Here is a 15,991-nt window from a genome sequence, read left to right as displayed (position 1 = left end):
GAAAACACACATGAACCCCGAATCCAGGCCGCGACCGAACTCACAAATGCGCGAATATGGAGATCCCTCCGAACGCTTGCAGCCGATTCCGCGGCTCGCCGCCCTTGTCACAGCGGCTGTGATTACCATCGGTGTGGCATATGTGTTCTTCTCCGATCCGTTCGGCAGTTACGCGCTGGGCGATCGCCGCACCCTCGCCGACCTTGCAGCTAAGCCCGCAGCCACCGACGGCGCCGAGACCGTAGACGGCAAGGCGCTATTCACCGCTAACTGTGCCGCGTGCCACCAAGACGCCGGCACTGGCGTACCCGGCGTCTTCCCGCCGCTGGACGGATCTGAATGGGTCAACGCCGATAGCCGCATCGTGATCAATATCCTGCTGCACGGCATCGAGGGAGAAATTAAGGTCAAAGACATCGCCTACAAAGGGACGATGCCCTCTTTCGCCAAATTCTCTGACGCAGAAGTAGCCGCTGTCGCGACCTACATTCGTTCGCAATGGTCCAACAAGGCCGACTCCGTCAGCGTTGACCAAGTGGTGGGCGCGCGCAAAGCTGCTGTTCGCACTACGCCGTTCACCACCGGCGCAGAACTACAGGCGCTGGCAGCGAAGCCCTGATGTGGCGCACCGCGGTCGCGACGCTGCTCCTAGCCTTACTGGCCTATGCGGCCGGCGTCTGGCTGACCATGGACTTCCGCGTATGGACGTCCGAAGGCGCGCGGCGCCTCGCGGTCGTCCGCTCGCCTATCGCGGCGCCTGAAGTAACCGTGCGGAGTCCGGGGATCGACGCAAGAACACTACCAACGCTGCTCGGCGCGCGAGGCGGAGCGACCATCGTGGATTTCATCTACACGCGTTGCATGACAGTGTGTTCAGTGCAGAGTGGCACCTTCCGGCGACTGCAGGTCGCCCTGCGATTGGACCGGGAAAACGGCGGTCCGGACGTGCAGTTGCTTTCCATCAGCATCGATCCGAAGCACGACACCTTGGACGTTTTGCATGCATATGGCCGGCGGCTCCAGGCGGATCCGACGGTATGGCGCTTCGCGGCGCCTGTGCAATTAGCGGGACTGCAGGCGCTGCTTGACCGTTACGGCGTCGTCGTCATACCAGACGGACTTGGTGGCTACGAACACAACGCAGCCCTGTTGATACTGGACCGCGCAGGGCGCCTGGTCCATATCTATGATTACGACCGGGCCCACGATGCCTTGGCGCTGGCACGCTATCTGGCGGCGGGGAACTAGCAGCCATGAACAGCCTCGCACAGCGCGCCGAGGAGTATGGCCAGGGGTTGGCGGCCATCGTACTGGCGCTGGCAGTGCTCATGCCGCCTATCCGCAAGGTGGTGGAAACAAGCATGGCGCTGCATATGCTGCTGCAGTTTCCGGTTCTGCTGCTGGCCGGTGGGTTGCTGGCGGGCCAGCTGCCCGGGAGCTGGCTCACCCACGTGGCGCGATGGAACGCCTACGGCGCCACCGGCCTGGCGCTCGTCGGTTTGAACGCCTCGCTGGGCATGGTACCGCGCTTACTAGATCTGGCGCTTACCGATGCGCGTGTCGAGGTCATGAAGTGCCTGGCACTAGCCCTGTGCGGCATCGCGCTGCGCCTGTCATGGCGGCGGGCCGGCGTCATCGTGCAGGGATTCTTTCTGGGCAACGTGCTGCCCATGATGGCAATCGCGGGATCGCTGTATATCGACACGCCCCTGCGCCTATGCAATCAATACCGCCTGGACGAGCAATTGCGGGTCGGACAAAGCCTGATATGGCTTGCAGGAGGTGTGGGCGCCCTCTGGCTCGCGCGCGCGGTCTGGCTCTTTAGCCGGGAAGATGCCCCGGCCCGCACGCGTAATCCGCCGGGGAACCCATGCTCGAGCGCTAAATAGTGACGCATCGCAAACGTTCATCAACCGCGGCGGTGCTTAAGATCGGAGTCAGATGATCGGATTGCGCAGCACTTCTTCTCGCTACGGCGCCGGCACCCAGGCCTTCCATTGGCTGACTGTCATACTGGTTCTTGCCGCCTATGTGCTGAGCAAGGGCGACCACTATTCGCTCTATTCCGCCGCCGCGGACGGACTCCGCAGGATTCACGAGACGCTCGGGGTGCTCGTCTTCATTGTCGTCGTGCTGCGGTTGCTATGGGGACTGATCGACGACGCGCCCACGAAGCGGTCGATACCACGATGGATGGCCGCGGCCGCAAAGTTCGTCCAGTTCGCGCTTTATGCGCTCCTCATCTCGATTCCAGCAACAGCGGTGCTCGGTACATGGCTCGAGGGGATTCCTGTCACCCTTCTCGGATTCGACATCGCCCCCCGGATCGCGCCCATGCATAGGCTGGGGCAGCTGATCATGGAAATACACACCATCCTCGGCGACGCCATTCTCTGGACAGCCGGCGCACATGCGGTTGCGGCTCTCTTCCACCACTTCTATCTGCGCGATGAAGTCTTTCAGTCAATGATTCCGGGCGGGTGACTGATTTCTTCGAGCTAACGTGGCGAGGCGCTTTCCTCTGAATTCACGTTGAGGTAGCAATGCCGCCCGCATGACACAGCGGGCGACAGCGCTAAAGCGCGCCATAGCGTAACCGGATAGGTGACCCCTCAAACGCCGAACACCCGGCAATACGAGTGCTGGAATGAGCTAACGCGGATCATCGGTGAATCTAGTGGTCGTCGCCGTTACATGAACGAGTGGTTTCGCCGAAGCGCCTGCGGTCATGGCTGATGACGCGCCTCCCTGCTTCACGAGTCACCAGGCGACACCATCCCAGCTCTCGTGGTCAGTGGTCAGTCGCCAGGCGTGGATGAAAACCATCGGAGTGCCGCCGCCGCAGTCGTTGTAGTGCATAAGACTCCGTCCCGCGTATGGAGAGACATTTTCAATTGATCCGAGAAACTACAGCCCGCGGTGCTCGTGCGTGCACCATGTGGCCGGTCGAAATTCCGAGCAACGCGTTGAATTTCGTGATATCGATCGCGCACTTTTTATCGGGAACTGCTGCAAAAGCCGCTATGCTGTGCCGCGGTTTAGGCGAATGAGTCGCCTCATTGTCTCGATCCTTTTGGGCATTTTATTGAGCAAATGTAGTCTCGAAATCCGTGTCGCGTAGGCCTAAAGTGGAGACTCCTAACCGCCTGATGAAAGAGTCGCACCATGACCACGACAAACTTGAGGTTCACCACGACTTTGCGTGATACAGCCCTGATCCTGAGTAGGTGGGTGCTGCTCTGTATAGCCAGCGGAGCGGCGGTTTCGTTTGTTGTGCAGTCATTGTCCGTATAAGAGGACGGGAGACCAACCAGAGGGTTTCGGGCCAGTGGACACTGGAGACAGTTGCCACGGAAACGCAGGGCCAAAGGGCCAACCAGATACAGCGTAAAGCGCGGCGTCACAGCAACGGCAAGTCTGTCACGCATGGGATCCTGGAGGCCCTAACCTTCAGGAAGTAGCAAATGCGTCCGAGCAGCATGGCATGTCTTTGGATATTATGAATGATCAAAATGCTGAAAATTCCTTCACGATACAGTCACTTCGCGTTTGGTGTAATTCAGGCTGGAATAACCTGTTCAATAGCTGCCGCCATCGCGAGCATTCAATTTATCAGCAAAGGATTTTTTTTCCAACATTGGTTAAAGTCTTGGGGCATTTCTTGGCTTACCATGCTTCCGATTGTTATGCTGTCTGCTCATTTTATACGGCGCATGGTGGACAAAATGATAGCTAGTTCTTAAGGAAACGCTCCGGCCGATGCGTGGACGGTGCTATGTCGCCGCAGAAGCAGCTCAATTGCACGTTCGTCAAGAAGCGCCCATCAGCCATTGTCTAACAAAGACACATACAACTTCGATAGGAAGTCACAAATGACCACTCGTACAAATCACTTTCACCTGCAAATCGCTGAAAAGAGCATAGGAACGCCCTCTTCTCTGGCCCTGCTCAGATGGGCGCTGGTCGTCATCTTTCTTTGGTTCGGCGGAATGAAATTCACCGCTTATGAAGCCAACGGCATTGCTCCGTTTATTGCCAACAGTCCCATTATGAGTTGGCTGCACGGCCTATTCGGAATTCAAGGAGCAAGTTACGTTATAGGTGTACTTGAGCTATCGACCGCCGCGGCTCTGATTGTCGGAGCCTTCCGGCCAATTTTCTCCGCATTTGGAGCGGCGATGTCGGCTGCGACCTATCTAATTACGCTCACCTTCTTTTTGAGCACCCCTGGCGTAGCAGAAGCCACCGCCGGTGGATTTCCGGCAATCTCAGCAGCACCGGGACAGTTCCTTCTTAAGGACCTTGTTCTTTTGGCTGCATCGCTTTCTCTCCTGCTGGCGTCTATAAGGGGCTCGTCGCCGAACGCTCTCAAGTCATGACCTGAACAAATGGCCCCGATATCGGCGCCGACTTATTCAACTGGAGATCAAATATGACCAACATGACCGCGGCGAATGGCAAAGAGGCTGCCTATCACGGTGTGCCAGCGGAAGATGATTACGGCTATGCACAGGCGATCAAGATAGGAAACATGATCTATGTATCCGGCCAGTTCAGCCACGACGACCAGGGCAGCATGATCGCGCCAGCTACGCTCAATGAAGCCGGCAAGCCTGCCGAATTCTCGATGATGGCGGAGCAGATGCGGGTGACCTATGCAAACGCTGCAACGATCCTTGCTCAGTTCGGTGCCACCCTTGACGATGTGGTAGAAGAGACGCTCTATGTCCTCGATGTCGATGCGGCGTTTGCGATAGCGGGCAAGGTGCGCAAAGAAGCCTACGCCAAAGCGCGGCCTCAGTGTGCCAGCAATCTGATTGGGGTCTCGAGGTTGGCCTTTCCTGAGCAGCTCATCGAAATCGTCTTCAGGGCAGTGCTGCCTACAGAATAGGTGGGCCCGGGTTGATACCCACGTAGGAGCTGCAGTGCCGGAGGAGAATAGGCTGCCGGGTCAAGCGCCGGTAGTCTCGTGCTGGCGGCACGGCAATCGGTCTTTACCCAGTTCCAACGCGTGATTGGCGCCGCCCGCCAATCGGTGGAAACAGTGGCTGTGAGGATCCTCGATTTTGACCTGGTGAGGGAAGTCCACAATCTTATTGGCTGAAGGTGCCGGTGACGACCTACTGTGCCAGATTGGACGACGGCGCCTGGAATGCAGCATTGCCGGCGATGTCTTGATGACATCCGCCATCGCGACCCGTCAATGGGAATTCCATAGTGGCCATAGCGCCCAGGGGGTTGCCGTGCATCCCGTCCTGATTTCACCCAATCTCATGGCCGTGAAACTCACCGCAACGGTATAGGCGCCGCATTGCACGGTTGCCACGGCCGCTAATCGAGTCGCAACTACGCACGGGCGCGCTCCAGCTACTGCTTGAGGATTTCGACGTTGGTGGTGGCAAAGGACGGGCCATGTGGATGCTCGACTCCGGGCGACGCTACATGATCCAACGCGCTTGCGAAATTTTGTAGTGGCTCACTACCGCGTAGAAACGCGCGCGTTCAGCAATCTGCGCTCTGCTGGCAAGTAGGCGAAGCACGATCCTTTGACTGGAGATTCTCATGAAAACGGTAGACATCGACGCCATTGACGCCGTAGTGCTCGCGTTACTTTGGCTGAACCTGCGTGAACAAACCGGACGCGCCTGGAAAAGCCTAAACTGGGATGCACTGGACCGTCTCTATCTGAAGGGCATGGTCGGGAATCCGGCAAGTCACGCCAAGACAGTCGAATTGACCGATATCGGCTTACGGGAGGCCATGCGACTCGCCGCGCAATATTTCGGCTGGTCATCGGAGGAGTGACCGCTCTGTTGGGTGCACGGCTGCGATATTCGCGCATCTCGACGGGTTCACCTCCATGCCGAGAACGGTAGGAACTGAAAAGCGCGCGGGCAACCGCCAGACTCGGTAGCGCGAACAAATCCGTTGAACCACGAGATACGGCGCTCTCCGGTGGACTTCCGTAGAAAGCATGATGCATTTTGGGTCCAACGAGCCCTACTTTGGCTTCGCGCATGAATTCCAAATATGCGTAATTGGAATAGCCGAGGCGCGAGAATTAATAGCTGCTCGCGCGGAGACTGGTCGTAGACTTCCATAAAGGAAGAAGTGCCATTCGAGGATAGTACCGACGCGCGCCCTACCACTACCTTAATCTCTTCGGGCTCGGCAGTGCCCCGCGTTCGTACTACCGCTGCTAGTCCGCTACTCATCCTGGTCTCCTCAACCTATCGGCTACAAACCACGGAGCGCCCTTGCTACTGTTGAGGATGAGTCTAAAAGCCACGTTTGGCGAGCTATAGTCAATCATACGGGCGCTGATATTCCGCGCTGTTATATCAGTGTTACAACGCTGATTTCTTCGCTTCTTCAAGCCGTACATCTTAGGATATCCCTCCCCCGCCGCACTAAAGAGAACTACGAATTACTGCTCCACGGTATTGCCACACACAAATCTTGCAATTTTCTTATTCGACGCTCACATAAAAGCGAGATTAAGAAAGTTCTCGCGAAGATCCGGCGGCCTCAAATCTGAAGTGCGACACTTTGCCATTCCGTCAGGTGTGGACCTCTGGTCTTGCGCAGACGCTAGGCCGGTCTAGCGTGTCGGCCTTGGCTATGGTTGCGGTATTTCCATTTTGCTGAGATATGACATACCGTCCAGGCCAGAACCAAATGTCGGCAGCTGGCCATTTTCACATGTTGGCACGGCCGCGCGGAATGGATGGCGCGGGTGGGCCAGTCTGCGTTTGACGCGCTCATCGCGCACTCGACTGAACTGGAAGGCACGGCGGTAACGGCGGACGGGCTTTTTTTCGTCACAGCTTGAAGAGGTGACGATTCCCAGCGCCAGGGTAAAAACAGAGGCAGGTCGTACCGGGTACAGTGACCGGGCCTGCGCCACCCGGTAACCAGGCGGCGCAGAAGTTGTGCATCCAACGGACTGACGAGCGTCGAGCGTTGTTGGACCGTGCGACGTTTTTGCGCCCCGATGCATTCGGCATGCCATTGGCTGGCATGCGGACGGACACTGCCGTTCCCCGTCGAAGTCTTACAGACCTGCGAGAAGCGGGAATCATCTGCGATGGTTCTATTCGCTTACAGAAGGCTACGGACGCCGCTCTATCCAAGTTCATCGCGGTTCGCGTAGCGTGACAAACTCTTCGGCGATCGTCGGATGGACACCGAGGGTTGCATCCATGTCGGCCTTTCTCACACCCGACTTAATCGCAATCGCCAAGCCTTGAATGATCTCCGCAGCATCGGTGGCGACAATGTGCGCTCCAAGCACTCTGTCAGTGCCCGCGTCGACGACAAGCTTGATAAGCGCTCGCTCATCTCGAGACGACAACGCTGCCGTCATCGGCCGGAAGGAGCTACCAAATATCTTGACATTGGGGTACTTCGCCTTAGCCTGCGTCTCGCTCAGGCCAACAGACGCTGCCTGGGGCTGACTGAAGACTGCATTGGGGACGTTCTCATGTGAGATTGCTCGGGGTCGGCCGCCGAACACTGTATCCGCGAATGCATGCCCCTCTTGAACGGCCACCGGTGTCAAATTGACCCGATTAGTCACGTCGCCGACTGCATAGATACCTGGGTTAGTAGTGCGGGAGAATTGATCTACTTTAATAGCGCCGATATCGTCGACTTCCACACCAACCGTATCCAATCCAAGTCTGCTGGTGGCGCATTGACGCCCGGCAGCGATCATCAGCGTGTCGACTTCCAAGGTTGAGCCGTCAGATAGATAGACGGACAGAACGTCGTGCGTACGCTCAACCGCCGTAACTTGGATGCCGCAGCGAAGGTCAACACCCCTGCGTGAAATTTGATCCGCAAGGTGATCTCTCAGTTCATCGTCGAATCCCCGGAGAATCTGCTCCCCGCGATGCAACTGGACAACCTGCGCCCCCAGCCCGCTAAAGATTCCTGAGAATTCGCACGCGACGTAGCCCCCCCCAATTAATGCTATGCGGGACGGCGCTTTCCGCAGGTTAAAGATGTCATCAGACGTCGCCATGAACTTGGCTCCAGGAATATCAGGCCTAACCGGTGCCGCGCCGGTCGCGATGAGAATGGTTTTAGCGCTGATGATCTGATCACCGACCAGGATCCGATTCGGGCCGTCCAGTTCTGCTCGACCCTGAAAGACGACGACACCAGCGCTATCGAGCAGCCCCCGGTATACGCCCTCCAGCCGATCGATTTCCTTGTCCCTGGCGGACACCATACGAGACCAGTCGTGAACAAAAGGGCCTTCGATGTTCCATCCATATCCGCGTGCGTCCTCGAATGCGCCGCGAAACTGAGACGCGTACATCATGAGCTTCTTCGGAACGCAACCCCGGATCACACAAGTGCCTCCCAGCCGATACGCCTCAGCGATACCAACCCTTGCGCCGTGCGACGCAGCAATACGACTGGCACGAACCCCACCGGACCCACCGCCAACTACAAATAGGTCAAAATCAAAACCATGCATGTCTATACTCTCTTTGACTAAACAACCTGCGCTTGCAAGGCGGTCATACCGGGTTCTATCCAAATTTAGCAAACACAGAAAATAAAAATGTAGCTTCCGATGAAGCGCCGTGCCGTCTCGCCGATATTCTGTTTGTTGACGACACCGTAATCCGTATTCAAAACTCGAAAATCAGATGCAAAAAACACAGTGAATTTAAATGTGGGGGGGCGGAACGCGCAGGTATTTTATCCAGTGTTCACTAGATTCACAGCGTACGACCCCACCGACTAGAAATCTAGGCATAGCGCTCCAAAAAAATTCTCATGGGTTCGAACATCCGACATTGGCTGGGTGACCGTCGGCATATGCGGCCTAGTGAATTTCCCTTAAACGTTGAAATGTGCCATCGGCGCGATGACTGCTTCCGTAGACCAGAACAGGTCGAAAATATCCGTTTGCGCTGGTCCTGAGCCGTGTAATCGGCTTAACGCTGGCGAATGCAATCGTCGATCTTCCTGGCGCGTACTGGCCGTCAGATCCGTATCCCAACCATGCCGGCTACGACGACTACAGCCCACAGCGATGCGCCTCCAATCAACGTCCAGCAAATGACATTGGCTCGATGCATGGAAACTCCGTGAGCCAGCATGATCGTGCGCAGGCCGCAGACGATGTGGCTAAGGATCAGCCACACGCCCAGTGAATAATGCGGGATTAGCCGGACATTCCAGGAATCGGCGATGAGACCATTGGGCAGCCCGGTGGCCCATGCATAGTCCGAATCGGTGCCGAAATATCGAGCGAGGATAAACACCGCGTTGATATGCGACGCTATGAATATCACAAGATAGGTACCCGATGCCGTTTGCAGCGTACCAAGGATATCCAGCTTCTCACCCAGCCTCGGCAACAACAGCACGAGACCGCTCACGATCTGGAATAAGAAGAGCGCAATCAAGATGGGCTCGAGCCATCCGGCACGATAGACGTGACGCAGGACCAGCATGACCGCCTTGTGCGTGTCCGCGCCGAAGATGCCGATCGCATGATTGCCAAGGTGCGGGAAAAGGAAAACGAGAATGATCGCGGCCGATGCTGCGCCATGCATCACCCGCACCGGTGCCAAGCGGCGGGCCGCGCGTGCACGCTTATCGACTGGCGGGATCGTCAGCAAGGCCAGCATGGTGGCGCAGAGCACTGCGGCCCAGAGACCCAACCAGACTTTTTCGTCTGCGCCGCTTATTTTCATCAGATAGAGAAAGACTCCTAAGATGACAAAGAGCGGTGGTGTAGCAAACGTGAAAAGTGCGAGACGCTGAAGAATGACGCCGCGTGAGCTTGGCACCGGTTGTCGTCCGAGGGAACACAGGCTGACGAAGGCGCTTACCGGAACTGTGAGGACAACTGCAAAAGCCGCCAAGGCGGTGAACGTATGATGAACAGCGGCCGCGTCGTAAAAGCGCGCAAGATACCAGGGATAACCCAGCGCTAGGACAGCGGGGGCCAAATGCCAATAGGAATGCACAGCTTGCGAGTTGTTTGCAGTTGCGACATGCGTCATGGTCATAAATTTGGTTGCAGTGGCAATGCGCAAGACTAAAGTCACGCCGCGCCGATGAGGAATATTGGTCGTCTGGTCCGCAGCTAACGCCGCAACCAGAATTGGAATGGCGAGTTTCCTCGCGATCGCCCGATCGCTTTGAGAAAGCACTTCCGCCGTTCGAGCGAGAGGCTCCGCCGGGCCGCCGTCTCACTGGTTAATCAACGGAAATCGGCCGGCTTTGCAACACGAGCGTTGGTGCGGTAACCGGATTTCGACGCACGATGGAGAGCGTGATTGGGTATATCGATACCCTTCACAACGGCTAGACGTTCGCGGTTCCGCTCAACGGGGCTATGTTTAAGGAGCCTTCATGCTGCCCCAATATGGTCCAGTAGCAAAGGGCCATGAATGGCCCCGATTTATAGGCCATGACACTTGCGAAACTCTCAGGATCGAATTGCTGGCGTGCTCAGATGAGCTTCAAGATGCGCCTTCCGAGTTTCTCGGCGGTGCTCTCGGAGTCGATGTTGGTGAAGCCGAGGAGCAACGCCGGTTCTACCTTTTCGGTGATGCTCCAGCTGGTCAGCGCGTGAACAAACATGCCATGGCTCCGTATGCGCTCGGCGAGCGAGCGATCCGATCCTTGACCCTGCATGCGTAGAATTAAATGCATTCCTCCCGGCAGCGGATCGATGCGCATGTGTGCTCCCAGGGCTCGCTCCAGTCCGCTTGTGGCAGCCGCCCGGCGCTCCGCGTACAGCTTTCGCATGCGCTGGATATGGCGGGCAAAATGGCCTTCCGCTAGAAAGGCGGTAACGATGGCCTGTGTTAGTTCAGGCCCGCCGCCCGAGAAAATCTGACTGATCAGTTCGAACCGTTCAACCTGCGCTTCCGGTACCACGAGGTATGCAAGTCGAATGCTGGGAAACAAAACCTTGCTGAACGTGCCCGCATAGAGAACGCGCCCGTCGCGATCGAGGCTCTTTAGCGCGGGCAACGGACGGCTCACATACCTGTATTCGCCGTCGTAGTCATCCTCGATGATCCAGGCCTGGTTTCGTGATGCCCAATCAAGCAGTGCCAGGCGTCGCGGCAGCGATAGCGACACACAAAGTGGACTCTGATGCGCCGGTGTAACGACTGCCGCACGTGCGCGCGACGCGGCTCTTACGCCGTGGGCGACGACCAGTCCTTCCTCGTCCACCGGAACGGGAGTGACCGCAATGTTCGCGTGTTGCAGCAACTGTCGAGTGGGTGGGTAGCCGGGGTCTTCGACCCAGACCCGGTCCCCTTCATTGAGAAGCGCGCGGACAATCAACTCCAGCGTGTTGCGAAATCCGGAGGTAACGAACACTTGTGATGGAGAGCAGGTAACCCCGCGCGCGACCTGAAGATAGGTGGCAATTGCGGTCCGCAACGGGTGCAGGCCGTGCGCAGGCGAATAGATCATTTCGGGAATCTGGGTGGCACGTATGCATCGCGCGCCTAGCCGGGCCCAGATCTTTCGGGGAAACGCGTCTAGCGCGGGCAGTCCCATCTGCAGTGGCAGCATCGAAGTAGGACGCATGTTCACCGTACCCGCGGCGTGAGCGGGCGGCTGGACTGCCGCCGGTCCCGGCAACCGGGGCTTCAGACCCGGCGTGACGAAAGTGCCCGCTTGGCCGCGAGACTGAAAATACCCCTCGGCGATCAACGTCGCATAGGCAACGTCAATGGTTCCTCTCGACAATCCGAGTTCCTCGGCCAGTGCGCGGGCCGATGGGACCCGATCCCCGGGCGCGAGGAGACCGTCCGCAATGGCTCCCCGGAACCGCGCATAGATCTGCCGGTACAGGGGCTCTGTGGAGGCCGTGTCGACTGGGGGAAACTTGCCTGTTTGCGTGTGAATTATGGCGTGGTCGATATGACGAATCATGGATCTGTCTACTATTCCATAGCTTTCGTAGTATAGACCCCAGTAGCGCCCCGCAGCCGCAAACTTGAGGTCCACGATGCCGATTCTTACCACTGACATGCTCGAAGTCATTCAACGCGCGCTCCTTTCGTTCGTCGCGACGGTGAATGAAGATGGAACGCCGAATCTTTCGCCGAAGGCGTCGCTAATCGCGCGAGACGACGCGCTATTTTTCGCGGACATCGCCTCGCCTCAGACCATCGAGAATCTCCGACGCAATCCGGCGATTTCGATCAACGTCGTCGATGTCTTCACCCGGCGCGGCTATCGCTTCAACGGGATGGCCCGTATCCTGCCCACCGCCGACCCAGAACGGACGTACGTCGCAGAGTGGGTTCGGCGGACGAACGGCTCGGACTATCCGGTGAATCACGTCGTCCGCATCGACGTCCGCGAGGCGCTGTCGCTGTTGTCGCCGGCCTACCGCTTCGGAGTGGGGGCTTCGCAAGAAGCGCTTCGCGAAGTGTATATGGCGAAATACGGTGTCCGGAAACAGGATTGAAGGACGCCACAGCAGCCCATTGAGGCCCGGCCGCGTGTCGTGGGGTGGCGGCCCAAACCGGGACGCAGAAGGAACAGGTCGTCGGAACATGGGCCTACGTATCGGTCGATACCGAAGGGCTCGCGGTCTTCGACGGGAGCGGATTTGGGCAAGCACATAGGGTCACAGATGGCCATTAACGATGGATACGGACCACTGCCGGGTCGGTAAATACTGCGTTCAACTATGAAACTCGTGAAATCGAGATGGACATACGACGGAATCACAGCCTGCGCCGAGAAAACAATATCCGGCTTTATGCGGCATCACGCAAGAGATCCGATCAAGAATGACATCTACGCGTATTGGGCACGGGACGCATTTTTTTCTTGGTCGGAATTGACCGCCGGACTGCACTGCTCACACGACTTCGCACGCCTGAAAGCATTGCTGCAGAACGATCCGCCACTGCTGGTGGATCAACGGCAAGATCGCCGACGGCCTACCGCACGTGATCCGGCGGTGGGATCCGACGCGAAAGACGGCAATTCTGGCTGAGTTTGAAGCCCGGCAGGCACGCTTGAATTCCACCGCAGCCGGCAACCCGGAGGGCATTCTGATTGGCGATATCGAGTCCCATGACACGACTCGCCACGGCGGCAAGATCGTCCTGCGTCGGAGGACGCAGCGGTTCTCCATGTCCCGGCCTCGACCGACCCGAGTAACGGGGGCCGCAGTGGAAGGGAATGAATGTGTGGACGAAGTGCCGCGGCCGCCCAAAATGACAATGCATTGGACGTCTGCTTTGAGGTGCGGATCGACCGTGGCTCAGAAGCCTCTGAAGGGCAGCAATGAAGCCATGAAGGGACCAATGGCTCACTAGGAGCGTTCGGCCTGACCTTCAGCTTTTCCAGTTGAACAAATCCAACGAAACACGGAGTGAAGAAAGATGAATCACAAGTCTCGACGCACGCTGATCGCCTTTGCTATCGTGGCGGTCCTTGGGGCGGGCATGGCAACCTCGGTACTGCGCCCCTGGCACGGCGGGGAAGCACAGGCCAACACCCCGCCGCCGGCGGCTCCCGTGGAAGTGGCGGCGGCCGTGGGCCAGACCATCACCGAATGGGATGAATTCTCCGGCCGGCTGGAAGCCGTGGATCGCGTGGAAATCCGCCCGCGCGTTTCCGGCACGATCGAAACGGTGCATTTCCGCGAAGGCTCGATCGTGAAGAAGGGCGATCCGCTCTTCACCATCGATCCTCGCCCGTATGCGGCGGAAGTTGCCCGCGCCGAAGCCGCGGTGGCAGCCGCGCAGGTCCGCGCCTCGCACGCCCAGTCCGAAAAGGTCCGTGCGCAGCGCCTGCTGGACGACAACGCGATCTCGCGCCGCGAATTCGACGAGCGGATCAACGCCGCGAGCGAAACCACGGCCGACGTGCGCGGCGCGCAGGCCGCGCTGGAGGTGGCCCGGCTGAACCTGGGCTACACGCGCATCGTCGCCCCGGTCGCGGGCAAGGTGTCGCGTGCCGAGATCACGGTGGGCAACCTGGTGGCCGCCGGTGCGGCGTCTCCGGCGCTGACCACGGTGGTGTCGGTGTCCCCGGTCTACGCCAGCTTCGATGTGGATGAGCAGAGCTACCTGCGCTACACGGCGCCGGGCGCCGGCGGCGGCAAGAGCGACCTGCCGGTGTTCCTGGGCCTGGCCAACGAGGACGGCAACCCGCACAAGGGCAAGATTCATTCGGTCGACAACCGGCTCGACACGCGCAGCGGCACCATCCGCGTGCGCGCCATCTTCGACAACGAGGATGGACGCCTGCTTCCGGGCCTGTATGCCAAGGTCAAGCTCGGTGGCGGCACGCCGCATCCCGCCGTGCTGATCAACGATCGTGCGATCGGCACCGACCAGGGCAAGAAGTTCGTGCTAGTGGTCGACAAGGCCAACAAGCTGGAGTACCGCGAAGTGGACCTCGGCCCGTCGTATGAAAGGCTGCGCGTGATCCGCAAGGGCCTGCAGCCGGGCGAGAACATCGTGGTCAATGGCCTGATGCGTGTGCGCCCCGGCGACACCGTTGCAGTGAAGAGCGTGGAGATGGCCTATCGCAGCGAACTTGAGCCGCGTGGCACCACGCCCGACCGCAAGCAGGCGGCGGACGAGGGGAAAGCCGACAAGGCCAAGGTGAGCTGAGCCCGTCCGAAGCACACCGAACTTATTCCCCCCTTGCAGTTGTTCATAGCGTCCACTCCGGCGGACGGCCAGGGGGACTGCTTTCGCCGAGACCAATATGAATCTTTCGAAATTCTTTATCGATCGCCCGATCTTCGCGGGCGTGCTGTCGGTGCTGATCTTCCTGATCGGCGCCATCTCGATGTTCAAGTTACCGATCTCGGAGTACCCGGAAGTGGTGCCGCCTTCGGTGGTGGTGCGCGCGCAGTTCCCGGGCGCCAACCCGAAGGTGATCGCCGAGACGGTGGCCACGCCGCTGGAAGAGCAGATCAACGGCGTCGAGGACATGCTCTACATGAACTCGCAGGCCAACAGCGACGGCAACCTGACGCTGACTGTGACCTTCAAGCTGGGCACCGACCCGGACAAGGCACAGCAGCTCGTGCAGAACCGAGTATCGCAGGCCGAACCGCGCCTGCCCGAAGACGTGCGTCGCCTGGGTATCACCACGGTCAAGAGCTCGCCGGATCTAACCATGGTGGTCCACCTGGTTTCGCCGAACGACCGCTACGACATGACGTACCTGCGTAACTATGCGCTGATCAACGTGAAGGACCGCCTCGCGCGGATCCAGGGCGTGGGCCAGGTGCTGATGTTCGGCTCGGGTGACTACTCGATGCGGGTCTGGCTGAATCCGGAGAAGATCGCCGAGCGCCACCTGGCGGCGTCCGACGTGGTTCGCGCCATCCGCGAGCAAAACGTGCAGGTAGCCGCCGGCGTGATCGGCCAGTCGCCGTCGCTGCCGGGCACCGACCTGCAACTGTCGGTGAACGCGCACGGCCGTCTGCAGACCGTGGAGGAGTTTGGCGACATCATCGTCAAGACTTCGCCCGACGGTGCGGTCACGTACCTGAAGGACATTGCGCGCATCGAACTGGGCGCGTCGGAATACGCGCTGCGCTCGCTGCTGGACAACAAGTCCGCGGTGGCGCTGCCGATCCGCCAGTCGCCGGGCTCGAACGCGATCCAGATCGCGACTGACGTGCGCAAGACCATGGCCGAGCTGAAGCGGAACATGCCGGAAGGCGTGGACTACAGCATCGTCTATGACCCCACGCAGTTCGTGCGTCACAGCATCGAGGCCGTGATCCACACGCTGTTCGAAGCCATCGCGCTGGTGGTGCTGGTGGTGATCCTGTTCCTGCAGACCTGGCGCGCGTCGATCATCCCGCTGCTGGCCGTGCCGGTGTCGATCGTGGGTACGTTCGGCCTGATGCACGCATTCGGCTTCTCCATCAACGCGCTGTCGCTGTTCGGCCTGGTGCTGGCAATCGGCATCGTGGTGGACGATGCGATCGTGGTGGTGGAAAACGTCG

15 protein-coding genes are annotated in these 15,991 nt (G+C 58.8%); 12 read left to right on the top strand and 3 right to left on the bottom strand.

Features of this window, described 5'->3' with window-relative positions; genetic code table 11:
• The first annotated feature begins 10 nt into the window (after positions 1-10).
• The 8 genes from BLR29_RS30770 (at position 11) to BLR29_RS30735 (ending at position 5,805) form a co-directional block, all read left to right on the top strand.
• Positions 11-619: a c-type cytochrome gene (locus BLR29_RS30770; RefSeq protein WP_092143631.1), complete on the top strand. Its 609-nt coding sequence runs from the start codon at positions 11-13 to the stop codon at positions 617-619.
• Complete coding sequence (locus tag BLR29_RS30765; protein ID WP_092143628.1) at positions 619-1,248, top strand: SCO family protein; 630 nt, start codon at positions 619-621, stop codon at positions 1,246-1,248. The genes BLR29_RS30770 and BLR29_RS30765 overlap by 1 nt, the downstream gene beginning before the upstream one ends.
• 5 nt (positions 1,249-1,253) lie before the next feature.
• On the top strand, positions 1,254-1,889 hold the full coding sequence (locus BLR29_RS30760) for a hypothetical protein (RefSeq protein WP_092143625.1): 636 nt from the start codon (positions 1,254-1,256) through the stop codon (positions 1,887-1,889).
• A 52-nt stretch (positions 1,890-1,941) separates the two neighbouring features.
• On the top strand, positions 1,942-2,484 hold the full coding sequence (locus tag BLR29_RS30755) for a cytochrome b (RefSeq protein WP_092143622.1): 543 nt from the start codon (positions 1,942-1,944) through the stop codon (positions 2,482-2,484).
• A gap of 1,019 nt (positions 2,485-3,503) precedes the next feature.
• Positions 3,504-3,743, top strand: coding sequence for a DUF2798 domain-containing protein (locus BLR29_RS30750; protein ID WP_369804741.1), 240 nt, complete (start codon positions 3,504-3,506; stop codon positions 3,741-3,743).
• Between the two features lie 129 nt (positions 3,744-3,872).
• On the top strand, positions 3,873-4,379 hold the full coding sequence (locus BLR29_RS30745; RefSeq protein WP_092143620.1) for a YkgB family protein: 507 nt from the start codon (positions 3,873-3,875) through the stop codon (positions 4,377-4,379).
• 53 nt (positions 4,380-4,432) lie between these two features.
• Positions 4,433-4,891 (top strand): Rid family hydrolase, encoded by a 459-nt coding sequence (locus tag BLR29_RS30740; RefSeq protein ID WP_092143617.1) that lies wholly within the window; start codon positions 4,433-4,435, stop codon positions 4,889-4,891.
• Positions 4,892-5,562: 671 nt separating this feature from the next.
• Positions 5,563-5,805: a DUF6429 family protein gene (locus BLR29_RS30735; RefSeq protein ID WP_092143614.1), complete on the top strand. Its 243-nt coding sequence runs from the start codon at positions 5,563-5,565 to the stop codon at positions 5,803-5,805.
• Between the two features lie 1,330 nt (positions 5,806-7,135).
• Here the strand turns inward: BLR29_RS30735 and gorA are convergent.
• The 3 genes from gorA to BLR29_RS30720 all read right to left on the bottom strand — a co-directional run bounded on the left by gorA (position 7,136) and on the right by BLR29_RS30720 (position 11,928).
• Positions 7,136-8,488 carry a glutathione-disulfide reductase gene (gene gorA, locus BLR29_RS30730; protein ID WP_092143611.1) on the bottom strand — a complete coding sequence of 451 codons (1,353 nt, stop codon included), beginning with the start codon at positions 8,486-8,488 and terminating at the stop codon, positions 7,136-7,138.
• A gap of 514 nt (positions 8,489-9,002) precedes the next feature.
• The gene (locus BLR29_RS32245; protein WP_143018565.1) at positions 9,003-10,181 is read right to left on the bottom strand and encodes a hypothetical protein; all 1,179 of its coding nucleotides are present in this window, start codon (positions 10,179-10,181) and stop codon (positions 9,003-9,005) included.
• Positions 10,182-10,482: 301 nt separating this feature from the next.
• Positions 10,483-11,928 (bottom strand): MocR-like pyridoxine biosynthesis transcription factor PdxR, encoded by a 1,446-nt coding sequence (locus BLR29_RS30720; RefSeq protein ID WP_092143653.1) that lies wholly within the window; start codon positions 11,926-11,928, stop codon positions 10,483-10,485.
• A 76-nt stretch (positions 11,929-12,004) separates the two neighbouring features.
• On the opposite strand from BLR29_RS30720, the gene BLR29_RS30715 reads away from it, so the two are divergent.
• From BLR29_RS30715 to BLR29_RS30700, 4 genes are all read left to right on the top strand, one after another.
• Positions 12,005-12,469 (top strand): pyridoxamine 5'-phosphate oxidase family protein, encoded by a 465-nt coding sequence (locus BLR29_RS30715; RefSeq protein ID WP_092143605.1) that lies wholly within the window; start codon positions 12,005-12,007, stop codon positions 12,467-12,469.
• Positions 12,470-12,694: 225 nt separating this feature from the next.
• Entirely contained in the window at positions 12,695-13,006 is a 312-nt protein-coding gene (locus tag BLR29_RS32240) for a hypothetical protein (RefSeq protein ID WP_143018564.1), read from the top strand.
• Between the two features lie 391 nt (positions 13,007-13,397).
• Positions 13,398-14,636, top strand: coding sequence for an efflux RND transporter periplasmic adaptor subunit (locus tag BLR29_RS30705; RefSeq protein ID WP_092143602.1), 1,239 nt, complete (start codon positions 13,398-13,400; stop codon positions 14,634-14,636).
• A 97-nt stretch (positions 14,637-14,733) separates the two neighbouring features.
• The coding region (locus BLR29_RS30700; protein WP_176861109.1) for an efflux RND transporter permease subunit at positions 14,734-15,991 on the top strand (1,258 nt) is incomplete at its 3' end.

Origin of the sequence: Cupriavidus sp. YR651 (genome assembly GCF_900101625.1) — a bacterium.
GTDB lineage: Bacteria > Pseudomonadota > Gammaproteobacteria > Burkholderiales > Burkholderiaceae > Cupriavidus.
The sequence above is the reverse complement of the archived record's forward strand: the minus strand, read 5'-3'. Positions and strand labels throughout refer to the sequence as shown.